Raw genomic sequence first — 12,821 nt, forward strand, 5'->3', positions numbered from 1 at the left:
TTGCCCCCATCCCATTTCAGGTCATTTCGCCAAATACGCGAACGGCGAGGACAGGTCGCGGATCGAAAGTGGGCATCCCGTCGGCTTCCGGACGTCGCGGCGCGGCAGCCGAGAGGCAGAAAATTTCCGCGATCGCGACGGCGTCGAACAGGTCGGTTTGCGGTGCGTGAAAACGACGCCATTTTATAGTGTTACCGCTCGCGAACTCAACGATCGTCACCCCGCAAAATCGGGTGCGGTCGCCTATGCTGAGGCGCTCGTCTTTTGGCAAGTCTGCGAATATTCTTTCGCGTGGCTTTAGTAGCGCCACGAGCGCGTGGCCGGTATCGTTCCGTTCGTCCGGGGACAATATATTCTCTAGCGGCGCTATCCTGCGTGCCGCCGCGAGCCGCGAGGCCCATGGTGCGGTCGAAGGCGCAGCGGCTGATCGCCACTGCGCCTTCGGGATATGAACCCACGAGGACCAGATGCCCCGATTGATATGATGTGCAGGCGAAGCTGAGCCGGTTGTCCCGCAGCCAACCGGCCAGTCCGCGCGATGCGGAAATGCCGTCCTTCAAATCGGCACCCGTCGTTGCTTGCGCACCGTCAGAAGCCGATCCGGAAACCGATGCGACCGGTCAGCCCGTCGTAACCGCTTCCCAGTTCGCCTTGTCCTTCGGCAAAGGCCTCGAAGCCCGCCGCCGTGCGATAGGAGACACCGGCGCGCCCTTCGCCGAAGGTGCCGAGGCGGTCACCCTCGATCCGCTGGCTCTCGCCGGCGGTCACCGTCAGGCCATAATCGTCGCCGAAGATGCGAACCGCATTACCGCTGGCGTAGAGGGTCAACGCGTTGCCGTTCGCGAACTGGCTCGTGCCGCCGAACCGGGCACCGATGCGCGCCTTGACCTGCTTCGACTGCTCAAACTCAAGCCGCTGGTTTGCGGTGCCGAGGCTGTCGATGTCGCTCGCCGACCAACTCAGGCCGACGGTCGGTTCGACGAACATGCCTGTGCTGCCGAAACGCATCCCGACTTCACCGTCGACGCCCCAGGTCGAGCCGCCAATGTCCTGCGTCGATGCGAAAGCCGAGGTCTCGAGTTCGACGTCATGATGGTCATATTTGACGAGCAGGTTCGCAAAGAGCCGTTCGCCGACATAATTTGCATAGATGCCGACGTTGGCGGTCGACAGCTCGATCCGCTCGCCGCCGCCACGATAGCGCAGCTTCGACGTGGCGTAACCGCCGGTCAGGCCGAAACGCAGCGCGCCGGTTTCGCCGCCGCTTCCGAACAGGTCATAGCCGATCTGGCCACCCCGATGCCTCTGACGATAGTCGAGGTCGATCTCATCGTCGCCGTCGGCGGTGGACCAGTCGCGCGTCGCGCGGCCACCCTGCAGCGAGCCCCACAGGCGCGAAACCGCACCGAGATCGCCCATCAGCGCGTCGCGGCGCGACAGGCCTTGGGTGCGCCACACGTCGGCGCTCGCGTCCCACATATGATCGGCGGCCTGCAGCGCGCCGAGCTGGCGGAATGCCCCGGCGCCTGCGCGGCCGACTAGGCTGTAGCTTCCGTTCGCCGCATCATAGGTCAGCGCATAACGGACGAGGCCGATATCGCGCGTCGCCTCGGCGAGCGTGAAGGCATCGGCGGTCGATTGACCTTCGACCTCGACCAGCAGCACGCCTTTCGCTCCGGTTATTTTGGCTTCGGTCGGGTCGGTGGACAGCGCGATGGCGGTCGAACCAGAGGCGGACCCTTCGATCACGAGGCGGTCCGACGCGCGGCCGGCGCCATCGATATCGAGGCGCACGACCGCGTCGCCCCGACCGACATAGTCGCCAGCGATGGTCAGCACGTCGCCCGTCTTCTCGTTTCCAAGATCGATCGCGCCGCTGTTCTCGAACCGTTCGAGGCCGTCGAGGCGGAGGTCGCCGCCCGCGCGAACAACGCCGCTGTTGCGCAGGATGTCGGTGCCGTCACCGAAATCGCTATTTTTGGTCAGGACGAGCGACCCGCTGTTGTCGAAAAGGTCATCGCCGCCCGCGAAGCGGACCCCGCCGGTAATCGTGCCTCGGTTTTCGAACGCGATCGTTCCGTTCTCGACCCGAACCGCAAAGCCGTCGACGGCCTCGATCGTGCCGCGGTTGATGACGCGCGCGTCGCCTGCGAAGGCCGGGAAATTCGCCGGGGCGGCTACAAAGGCGGCATTGCCGATCCCTCCTCCCGCTGTTTCGTCTCCCGGATTGGGGCAGGGGTTCGGCGATCCGTCGCCCAAGTCGGGCAGCGCGCAGCGCGAGCCGACCGCATCGATAACCAGACCGTTCTGGCCGCCGAAAACATGCGCGCTCGCGCCGATTTCGATGGAGACATTTTGGCCCCGTGCCACGACCGCGCTGGCGTCCTGCGAGCGAATGTTGCCGCGCAGATCGAGTGCGACATCCTCGATCATGTCGGTCTCGATCGCCGATCCCGACACGGCGCTGACATTGCCCGCGAGAATGGCGGCGTTGCCGAGGCCCCGCGCGCTGATGCCCATCGCCCCTTCGCCGCTGACGGCGACATTGGCGGCCCGGATGTCGATGTCGCCCCCCAAGGAAACGGGGTTATCGGGAGACGGTCCCGAGTAGAAGGAGACGAAGCGGGTGCGGGCCTGGATTCCGTGCGAACCTGCGCCCTCGGTCACGATATTCTGCGCGTCGATCGAAACCTCGCCATCCTCGCCGATTGCGCGGATCCCGATCGCCCTGTCGCCGGAGGTCGCGACGTCGCCGGTCGCGCGGATTACGGAGGCCGCGTAGCGGCTGGTGATCCAAAAAGCGTCCGAATTGGCCCCTTGGGTCGTTACCTTCCCGCTCGTCAGAACGAAATTCTCGCCGCCCGTCGTCGAACTCAATATGCCTGCCGACCAATCGCCCTTTGTGGTCAAGGCGCCGAGCACACGAATATCGTTTTCTTTCCCCGTCGCCATGATGCCGTACGACGTGTCGCCGGCCGTAGTGACCTCGCCGGCAATGATATTGGCTTCGCCTTTCATGGCCGAAACCGCGATAGCGTGCGCAACTTGCCCATCGGTGGAGATTTCAGCGACGCGAACATTGGCATTGCCCGCGGTAGATGCCGCCTCGGCGCCGCGCGCGAAATCGCCTTTGATGTGAATCGAGTCCGCCTCGGCAATCGCGTCGCCGGATCCGGAAACGGCAACGATACCCGCGCCATTTTCGGCGGTGAGCGATCCGACCTTTACGAAAGCGTTGCCGTTATTCGACGCCGCGACGATACCGCCGCTGCCTTCGCCCCTGAACGTCGCGGTTCCCACCGAAACATAGGCGGTTTCGGCAGCCGAGGCATTGACGCCGCTGCTCCCGGTCCCTTCGACGTTGAGATCGCCTATGTCGATTATTCCGACGCCCTGACTGTTCAGGACAATGCCGCTATTGTAATTGCCCGACAGATTGATCTGGCCGACGGAAACCGACGTCACGCCATAGATCAATTGCCCCTCATATTCGATGCCGTTCGTGATGTTGGCGCCCCAGATATAGTCGCCGTGGCCCTCGATCTTATCGACCGCGATGATCGTATCGCCGCCCGAAACGACTTTGATCCCGTCCGATGCAAAGCCGTTGGTTGAGATACTTCCGGCATTGATGGATACGTTGCCGAGACCGCCCTGTTCGACGACGATACCGTTCGAATAATCGCCAACCGTACGTACCGACCCGACGTTGATCCGGGTCGATCCGAAAGGGGTTGCGGCGGTAATTCCGGCAGCCACTTCGCCTGGAGTGACAACTTCGGTCGAGACGCTCGCGAGGTCGATCACGATGTCGCCGTCGGCTTCGACGGCGGCTCCGGTCGCGTCGCGTGCGTTGATCGACGTCCCGGAGCCGTTGATGGCGACTGCGCCACCCGTCCCGAACCCGGAAATGGCGATGATTCCGGCTTCGCCGACTACGGGAGCCAGCGACAGGCCCTCCCCGAGATTCAGCGTGATATTGCCCGCTGCGTCATATCGAATGCCCTCGGGGTAGGTAGCGCCGTCCGACGGGCAGAAGACTTGCCCATCGATCAGCGGTCCGCAGGCGTTTTGCTGTTGGGCCGCGGCCGAATTCGCCCACAGCAGCGTAGCAATTGCCCCGATGCTGGTCGTCGCAAGAATGCGGCGTGTGCGGCTGGAAATCATCTCTCATCCCTTTCTGTTTTTCAGCGCGAGCTGAAGGTTTGAAAGGGAGACACCGCCGCTTGTGCGCACCCGCACATGAGCGGAAATTTTTTTCAGCTGCGGTCGAAGATTAATGCTCAGCCGGGGTGCGATGCACCGAGCCGTCTATAGGCGTGCGACCAAAGGATAGGTCGGTTCGATCCTTGGCACGATGCACAAGCCGGTCTCCAAGACGCAATATGCACATGTCCGGTCCTCGCGTCGGGGATCTGGATCTTGCGGCAACGTCGGCCAGTCAGGGGATATCATATGGCGATTTTGGAAGACTTCATGCTCAACCGCCGGTCATTTGTCGCGGCTGGTGGCGCTGTGGCGATCGCGAGCAGCCTCAATTGGCCGAGCTCGGCCCTCGGCGCACCTCTCCCTTCCGCAAATCAAGGAGCACATCCGATGAATTTCATTACCGCAGCCGAAGGCGTGCAGATTTTCTACAAGGATTGGGGGCCGCGCGACGCGCAGCCGCTCGTCTTCCATCACGGCTGGCCGCTGACCGCCGACGAATGGGACAACCAGCTCCTCTTCTTCCTGTCGCAAGGCTACCGCGTGATCGCGCACGACCGGCGCGGCCATGGCCGCTCGACCCAGACCGATATCGGAAACGACATGGACACCTATGCCGCCGATGTCGCCGCGCTGGTTGCGGCGCTGGACCTCAAGGGCGCGGTGCATATCGGCCATTCGACCGGCGGCGGCGAAGCCGCACATTATGCCGCGCGCGCCAAGCCGGGCACGGTTTCGAAACTGGTCCTCGTCGGCGCCGTGCCGCCGGTGATGGTGAAGAAGGCGAGCAACCCGGGCGGACTGCCGATCGACGTCTTCGACGGGTTCCGCAAGGCGCTCGCCGCCGATCGCTCGCAATTCTATATCGATATCGCTTCGGGACCCTTCTACGGCTTCAACCGTGACAGCGCGAAGATCAGCAAGGGCCTGATCCAGAATTGGTGGCGTCAGGGCATGGTCGGCAGCGCCAAGGCGCATTACGACTGCATCAAGGCGTTTTCCGAAACCGACTTCACCGAAGATCTGAAAAAGATCGCGGTGCCGACGCTCGTCATGCACGGCACCGACGACCAGGTCGTTCCCTATGCGGACTCGGCGCCGCTGTCGGCGAAGCTGCTCACGAAGGGCGTGCTCAAGACCTACGAAGGCTATCCGCACGGCATGGCCGCTGTTCACGCGGATGTCATCAACAAGGATATGCTCGCCTTCATTCGCGGATAAGGGCGCGCGGCCGGGGCGGGATGTTTTTCGCCTCGGCCGCCCTGCGCTCCGGAGCTGGTCGCGGGCTCCTCTTCTCAACCCAAAGAATCACCGCTCAAGCGATTGCGGCGACTAACGCTACCGGAGGCGTCCATGGGACAATATGTCGATATCGAGCTCGATGGCGGATCAATCCGCGCTTTCGTCGAGCATCCGCCTTCCGGCAAGGGGCCGGTCGTCGTCGTCCTGCACGAGGTTTTCGGCCTGAACGCCGACATGCGCGCGAGCTGTCGAGAGTTGGCCGACCAGGGTTTTCTGGCTGTCGTTCCCGAACTTTTCTGGCGACAGGAGCGCGGCGTGGATCTGTCGCCGCGGACGCCGGCCGACGTCGACAAGGCGATCGCGCTATATGAAATCTACGATCGCGACCAAGGGGCCGAGGATATCGCGGATGTCATGGAATTCGCCGCGACGATTCCCGGCGCTTCGGGAAAGGTGGGGTTAGTCGGCTACTGTCTCGGCGGTTTGATGGCCTATCTCGTCAGCGCGCGCCACGGTGCGGATGCTGCCGTTGCCTATTATCCGGGGATGGCCGAGAATTATCTCTCGGAAGCGGACAAGATCCAAAGCCCCTTGATGATTCATCTCGGCGGCGATGACGAATATATTTCACAAGGGGCGCAAAGGTCGGTGAGCGCCGCCGTTGCTGCGAACCCTGCCGTGCTGATCCATGCTTATCCCGGATGCGGACATGCGTTCGCGCGGCATTCGGGCGAACGCTACGACGCTGATGCCGCGGCCCTCGCCAACGCCCGCACCTGGCGCTTCCTGAAAGACAAACTGCTCGCCCAGGCTTGATTTCCGGCGGGCATCCTGGGTTCCGGAAATGCGCCGAGGGCCTTGCCGCCAGCGGAACGAACCCGCTTCTCTCTCCCATCGAATGGAACATGATATGACTGACACCGATCGCCGCATGACGCTCGCCAACGGTGCTCCCGTTGTGGACAATCTCAACATCAAGACCGCCGGACCGCGCGGTCCGGCGCTGCTTGATGATATTTGGCTCATTGAAAAGCTTGCGCATTTCGACCGTGAGGTGATCCCAGAACGGCGGATGCATGCCAAGGGCTGGGGCGCATACGGCAGCTTCACCGTCACCCACGATATCAGCCGCTACACGAAGGCGAAGATCTTTTCCGATATCGGGAAGAAGACCGACCTGTTCATGCGCTTTTCGACCGTCGCGGGCGAGCGCGGCGCCGCCGATGCCGAGCGCGACATCCGCGGTTTCGCAGTCAAATTCTATACCGAGGAGGGCAATTGGGACATGGTCGGCAACAATACGCCGGTCTTCTTTTTCCGCGACCCGCTGCGTTTTCCCGACCTCAACCATGCGATCAAGCGCGATCCGCGCACCGGTTTGCGCTCGGCCGACAGCAATTGGGACTTCTGGACCCTGCTTCCCGAAGCTTTGCACCAGGTCACCATCGTGATGTCCGATCGCGGCATCCCGAGGAGCCTGCGCCACATGCACGGCTTTGGCAGCCACACCTATTCGATGATCAATGCCGAGGGCGAGCGCGTGTGGGTCAAGTTTCACTTCCGCACCCAGCAGGGGATCGAGAATCTCAGCGACGCGGATGCCGCCGCGCTGATCGCCGGCGATCGCGAAAGCCACGGCCGCGACCTCCTCGACGCCATCGACAGCGGCAATTTCCCCAAATGGACGCTCTTCATCCAGGTGATGACCGAGGAGCAGGCGCACACGCACAAGCACAACCCGTTCGACCTGACCAAGGTCTGGCCCAAGGGCGACTATCCGCTGATCGAGGTCGGCGAGTTGGAGCTCGATCGCTATCCCGACAATTTCTTTGCCGAGGTCGAGCAGGCGGCCTTCTCGCCGTCGAACGTCGTGCCCGGGATCGGCTTCTCTCCGGACAAGATGCTGCAGGCGCGGCTCTTCTCCTATCCCGACGCGGCCCGTTACCGCCTCGGGGTCAATCACAACCATATCCCGGTCAACGCGCCGCGCTGCCCCTATCACAGCTATCACCGCGACGGTGCTATGCGCACCGACGGAAATCTGGGCGCGACGCCGAGCTATTGGCCGAACAGCAAGGGCGAATGGATGGGCGACGACCCCGCGCTCGTCGAACCGCCGCTGGTACTCGAAGGCGCCGCGGCCCATTGGGACCACCGTGTCGACGAGGATCATTATGAACAGCCGGGCGACCTGTTCCGGCTCATGTCACCCGAGCAGCAGCAACTGCTGTTCGACAACACGGCGCGCGCGATGGGCGACGCGCGGGTCGAGGTGAAGCGGCGCCATGTCGCAAACTGCACCCGCGCCGATCCGGCCTATGGGGCAGGGGTTGCGAAGGCATTGGGGGTTTAGAGTGAAGGGAGAGGCACCGAACGGGCACGCCGCCCTTTGGTGTCCTCCTTCGGAAATTCACTTCCCGCGCGCCGCGTCCATTCGCCGCTTGCCTATACGCGAGCGGGAGCCGACCTGATCTTTGGTAGAATTCCACGGCGTGCCAAAGCCTTCTAATCTCCATACTTTTGAAAGGGCGGAAGATGAGCGGCATGCAGCGGATTTGCGTGTTTACGGGTTCGAATTATGGCGTGCGCGAGGACTATCGCATAGCCGCGGCGGCCTTCGGACGGCTCCTCGCCGAAGAGGGAATCGGCTTGGTTTATGGCGGCGCAGCGGTCGGCCTCATGGGCACGGTCGCCGACGCGGCGATGGCGGCGGGAGGCGAAGTGATCGGCGTCATTCCGCAGGCGTTGGTCGAGCATGAGGTCGCGCATCCGGCTCTCGCCGATCTGCGGATCGTCGGCTCGATGCACGAACGTAAGGCGCTGATGGCCGAGCTTTCCGATGGTTTCGTCGCGATGCCGGGCGGCATCGGAACCTTCGAGGAAATTTTCGAAATCTGGACATGGGCGCAGCTCGGTAGTCACGCAAAGCCCTGCGGCCTCCTCAATATCGCGGGCTATTACGACAAGCTGCTCGAATTCCTCGAACACAGTGTTGCGGAAGCCTTCTTGAAGCCCGGTCATTTCGGCATGTTACAGATCGCCAACGACCCCGGCGCTATGCTCGCCTCCCTGCGCGATTATGTTCCCGCGGGGGAAACAAAGTGGATCGCGCGGTCCGAGCGCTGACAGTGCCGCAACAGACCGAAATCACCCGAGCGCGATCATGACGGTCTTGAGTTCGGTGAAGGAGAGCACGCCTTCGCAGCCATTTTCGCGCCCCCATCCCGATTGTTTGTAGCCGCCGAACGGCATCGTGTGGTCGAGTGCCGCTCCGTTTATCCGTACGGTGCCCGCCCGTATGAGCCGTGCGGTTCGATGGGCGGCCGAGAGGTCGCGCGTGTAGATATAGGACGACAATCCGTAATCGGTGTCGTTCGCCTCGCGAATAACGGCCGCGAATTCGTCGCCCTCGAAGGGCGATATCGTCGCGACCGGACCGAAAATCTCTTCGCGCCGGACCGCCATGTCGGGCCGCGTATCGGCCAGGATCGTCGGGCGGTGAAAATAGCCTTCCGTTTCTGTCATCGCGCCGCCAGCGACTACGGTGGCGCCGCTTTCGACCGCGCCGGCGATATAATCGCGGACGCGGTCGCGTTGCGCCTCGGAAACGAGCGGTCCCATCTCGGTAAAATCCTCCGTCGCCGGTCCGACGCGAACGGCCGACGCGGCGTCAGCCAGCGCGACAAGAAAAGGCTCATAAACGGCGCGATGCACGAATATGCGTGAGCCTGCCGCGCAAATCTGTCCGCTGTTGTAAGTGAAGTTGCGCAGCACGCCGCGTACCGAAAGGTCGAGGTCGGCGTCGGCGAAAACTATAGCCGGCGACTTGCCGCCGAGTTCGAGCGTCAGCCGCTTCAGATTGCCGGCTGCCGAGCGGACGAGTTGCTTGCCGACGCGGGTCGAACCCGTGAAGGAAATCTTGTCCACCCCGGCATGATCCGCCAGCGCCTGTCCCGCTTCGGAGCCGTAGCCGGTGACGATATTGACGACGCCGTCCGGAAAGCCGGCTTCTCCGATCAGCTCGCCCAGTCGCAAGGTAGCGAGCGACGTCAGTTCGGAAGGCTTGAGCACCACGGTGCAGCCGGCCGCAAGGGCATCGCCGAGCTTCGATACCGCCATCGCAAGAGGAAAATTCCAGGGAACGATCAGCCCTGCCACGCCGCATGCCTCGCGCCGTGTGTAACAATGCATGTCGAGCGGCACCGCAGGTTCGATATTTTGCCCGTTCAGGCGCGGCGCCCACGCCGCGGCATAGCGGAGACGGGCGACGCTGCCGAGAACATCGGCCTGGTGTGCGGCGGCGATGGGTTTTCCGCCATCGAGTGCCTCCAGCAACGCGAATTCGGCGCTGTTGGTCTCGATGAGATCGGCAAGCTTGCGCATCAGCCGCTCGCGTGCCGTCCCATTCATCGCAGGCCATTCGCCGCCCTCGAATGCCGCGCGCGCCGCCGCCACGGCCCGGTCGACATCGGCAGCGGTTCCGCGCTGGATCGAGGCGATCGGGCTCGCCGTGGAGGGATCGACGACTGCGATACTCTGCCCGGAATCGCTCTCGAGCCATCTTCCCCCGATCAGCATCCGTCGGGGCTGGTCGGCGCCGAAGGCGAGCTGAAGCCCGTCGGTCCAGGAGGAAGCGTCCTGCAATGTCAAATCCTTTCGATCGGTGTCTTGGCGGGGTCTGCTGGGCTCGGCTATCCTGCGCGCCGAAGATACAGGTTAATGCTCCGCTGCCCTGTTCGCGGTCCCTGCGATTGGGGACAGACCGACAGGGCATTCGATCCTAAGAAGCAGACCGAGAGCAGATCGGGAGCGGTAATTCGATGCAGTATGAAAGCCAGACCATGGTGAAGGAAAAATCCACCGCGAACGCCGCGATCGATTACCGCGCGATCGTTCGGGATATGGCGCCGCTCGTGGCCAGCGAAGCGCGCGAAGCCGAGGCGAAGGGGGATCTTACCAAGCCGGTCGTCGATATCTTCCTGGAGAGCGAACTCGTGTGGTTCATGGCGCCGCGCGAGCTCGGCGGCGGCGCGTCGAGTATCCGCACATGCATCGAGGTTCTCGAAGACCTGGCGCGATCCGACGGGTCGACCGGCTGGTCGCTCATGGCAACGTCGATCCATACGCTCTATGCCTCGGGCTGGGCTGGGGACGAAGCGATCGATGCCATGTTCGGAGGCGGGCGCCGCGCGATCGTCGCTGGCATGCCGGGGCCCATCGGAAAGGCGACGAAGCTCGCCGACGGCCGGTTCCGCGGATCGGGCCGGTTCGGTTTCGCGAGCGGTTCGGGCTATGCCGACTGGTTTCTGGCAGGGATGACCCTCTCCGAGAATGGCGAGGTCGTTCGGGATGAGCAGGGCGCTCCGGCAACCGTCACTTTCTATCTCAAACGAGATCAGATCGAATATGTGCCCAACTGGGATGTGCTCGGCCTGCGCGCGACGGCAAGCAATGATTTCGTCGTCGACGACGTGACAGTTTCGCCCGATTTCGCGACAAATGTGCGCACCTATACGCCGCTGCGCGGTCCTGCGAGCTATCGTATGGGCGGCCTTGCGTTCGGCGCCGCCGGCCACTGCGCGGTGGTCCTCGGCATGATGAAGCGGGCGCTCGAGGAGATCGCGATCATCGCGGCCGGCAAGGCTCGGCTCGGCTATAATGGACCGATCGGCAGCCACCCCATGTTCCAGAAGGATTTCGCGGTCCAGGAGGCTGCCTACACCTCGCTGCGTTCGCGTGTCATCGAGATTTTCGAGGAGCTCGAACGCGAGGCCGAGGCCGGCAATCCGCCGACGCCGGCCCAGTTCGCGCGTATGTATCAGTTCGTTTCGTGGGTACATGAGGTCGGTCCCGAGGTGGTCCGCAATTGTCATGCCTGGGCGGGTTCGGCTGGCATTCGCGAACCCAGCGTCATCGCGCGCTGCCTGCGCGACGCCTCGACCGCGCGGATGCACTCGGTCGCCGACCCGATCAAGATGGTCAATGCGGCGCCGCATCTGATCGAGCAATATGCGGACCAGGCGCGCGATCGCGGCTGAGTAAAGCGCCTGTCGGAGAGGGGCGAGGCCGCCGGTTTGGCGGCTGCCGCCGCGATCTTCGGCGCCGCGAACTCCTTTCGAAACGGGGATTGGCATGCATCTGCCGAACGACCGACGTTTGACGCTCCATGTTCCCGAGCCGCGCGGACGGCCCGGGGATACGCCGGACTTCAGCCATATCGCGCTCGACCCGGCCGGTGCTGTCGAGCGACCTCCGGTCGACGTCGCGGCGGGTACGGTTGCCCCGCTCGCCCATCGGCTGATCTGCGTGCTTGCCGCAGATGGCCGTGCGGTGGGCGAATGGAATCCGGGGCTTGCCCCCGATCGGCTTGTCGCGGGTCTTCGCGCGATGATGCTCACGCGGGCTTATGACGAACGAATGGTGCGCATGCAGCGGCAGGGCAAGACCAGCTTCTACATGAAGTGCACCGGTGAGGAAGCGGTCGCGGTGGCGGCCGCGATGGCGCTTGACGGGGACGATATGTGTTTCCCGACCTATCGCCAACAGGGTCTCTTGATCGCGCGCGATTGGCCGTTACGCGACATGATGAACCAGGTTTATTCCAACAGCGGCGACCGTCTCAAGGGCCGGCAGATGCCGGTCTTCTATTCGAGCCGCAAAGCCGGCTTTTTCTCGATCTCCGGAAATCTGGGTACGCAATACAGCCAGGCCGTCGGTTGGGCGATGGGATCGGCGGCGAGCGGCGACCACCGGATCGCCGCCGCGTGGATCGGCGACGGCGCGACCGCGGAGGGCGATTTCCACTATGCCCTGACCTTCGCGTCGGTCTATCGGGCGCCCGTCATTCTCAACATCGTCAACAATCAGTGGGCGATATCCTCGTTCGTGGGCATCGCCGGAGGCGATGAAACGACGATGGCGGCGCGCGGGCTCGGATACGGGCTTCCGGCGCTGCGCGTCGACGGCAACGACTTTCTCGCCGTCTATGCGGCGACCCGGTGGGCGGCGGAGCGGGCACGGACCAACCTCGGCGCCACGGTCATCGAGCTCGTCACCTATCGCGCCGACGCGCATTCGACGAGCGACGACCCCGCACGCTACCGACCGCGTCACGAAGGCGCGGCCTGGCCGCTCGGCGATCCGGTCGAACGGTTGAAGGCGCATCTGCTGATCGAGGGGCTTTGGGACGAGGCGCGGCACGCGGCGCTTGCCGCCGAGGTGGACGAGGTGGTGAAGCGCGAAGGCAAGGCAGCCGAAGCGCTCGGGACGCTCGGTCAGGGGCCTGGGCTCGACCCGGCGACCATGTTCGACGATGTCTATCGCGACATGCCCGCTCACCTGGTGCGACAACGCGCGCAACTGGGGCTCTGACG

General features: G+C 63.6%; 9 protein-coding genes. 6 read left to right on the forward strand and 3 right to left on the reverse strand.

Annotated elements, in window-relative coordinates:
* Positions 1-16: 16 nt before the first annotated feature.
* Together QZL87_RS03010 and QZL87_RS03015 are read right to left on the reverse strand one after the other, a co-directional pair.
* Positions 17-271 carry a hypothetical protein gene (locus QZL87_RS03010; RefSeq protein ID WP_295323580.1) on the reverse strand — a complete coding sequence of 85 codons (255 nt, stop codon included), beginning with the start codon at positions 269-271 and terminating at the stop codon, positions 17-19.
* Between the two features lie 317 nt (positions 272-588).
* Complete coding sequence (locus tag QZL87_RS03015) at positions 589-4,167, reverse strand: autotransporter outer membrane beta-barrel domain-containing protein (protein ID WP_295323582.1); 3,579 nt, start codon at positions 4,165-4,167, stop codon at positions 589-591.
* Between the two features lie 429 nt (positions 4,168-4,596).
* Here QZL87_RS03015 and QZL87_RS03020 point away from each other — a divergent pair, with 429 nt between their 5' ends.
* The 4 genes from QZL87_RS03020 to QZL87_RS03035 all read left to right on the forward strand — a co-directional run bounded on the left by QZL87_RS03020 (position 4,597) and on the right by QZL87_RS03035 (position 8,574).
* Positions 4,597-5,427: an alpha/beta hydrolase gene (locus tag QZL87_RS03020; RefSeq protein ID WP_295323585.1), complete on the forward strand. Its 831-nt coding sequence runs from the start codon at positions 4,597-4,599 to the stop codon at positions 5,425-5,427.
* Between the two features lie 132 nt (positions 5,428-5,559).
* Complete coding sequence (locus QZL87_RS03025; protein WP_295323588.1) at positions 5,560-6,264, forward strand: dienelactone hydrolase family protein; 705 nt, start codon at positions 5,560-5,562, stop codon at positions 6,262-6,264.
* 94 nt (positions 6,265-6,358) lie between these two features.
* Positions 6,359-7,801: a catalase gene (locus QZL87_RS03030; RefSeq protein ID WP_295323591.1), complete on the forward strand. Its 1,443-nt coding sequence runs from the start codon at positions 6,359-6,361 to the stop codon at positions 7,799-7,801.
* Between the two features lie 182 nt (positions 7,802-7,983).
* Entirely contained in the window at positions 7,984-8,574 is a 591-nt protein-coding gene (locus QZL87_RS03035) for a TIGR00730 family Rossman fold protein (RefSeq protein ID WP_295323593.1), read from the forward strand.
* Positions 8,575-8,595: 21 nt separating this feature from the next.
* Here the strand turns inward: QZL87_RS03035 and QZL87_RS03040 are convergent, their stop codons facing one another.
* Complete coding sequence (locus QZL87_RS03040; protein ID WP_295323595.1) at positions 8,596-10,092, reverse strand: aldehyde dehydrogenase family protein; 1,497 nt, start codon at positions 10,090-10,092, stop codon at positions 8,596-8,598.
* Between the two features lie 197 nt (positions 10,093-10,289).
* On the opposite strand from QZL87_RS03040, the gene QZL87_RS03045 reads away from it, so the two are divergent.
* Together QZL87_RS03045 and QZL87_RS03050 are read left to right on the forward strand one after the other, a co-directional pair.
* Positions 10,290-11,486 (forward strand): acyl-CoA dehydrogenase family protein, encoded by a 1,197-nt coding sequence (locus QZL87_RS03045; protein WP_295323596.1) that lies wholly within the window; start codon positions 10,290-10,292, stop codon positions 11,484-11,486.
* 94 nt (positions 11,487-11,580) lie between these two features.
* Positions 11,581-12,819 (forward strand): 3-methyl-2-oxobutanoate dehydrogenase (2-methylpropanoyl-transferring) subunit alpha, encoded by a 1,239-nt coding sequence (locus tag QZL87_RS03050; RefSeq protein WP_295323598.1) that lies wholly within the window; start codon positions 11,581-11,583, stop codon positions 12,817-12,819.
* The last annotated feature ends 2 nt before the right edge of the window (positions 12,820-12,821 follow it).

The sequence above is a fragment of the uncultured Sphingopyxis sp. genome (assembly GCF_900078365.1).
Classification (GTDB): domain Bacteria; phylum Pseudomonadota; class Alphaproteobacteria; order Sphingomonadales; family Sphingomonadaceae; genus Sphingopyxis.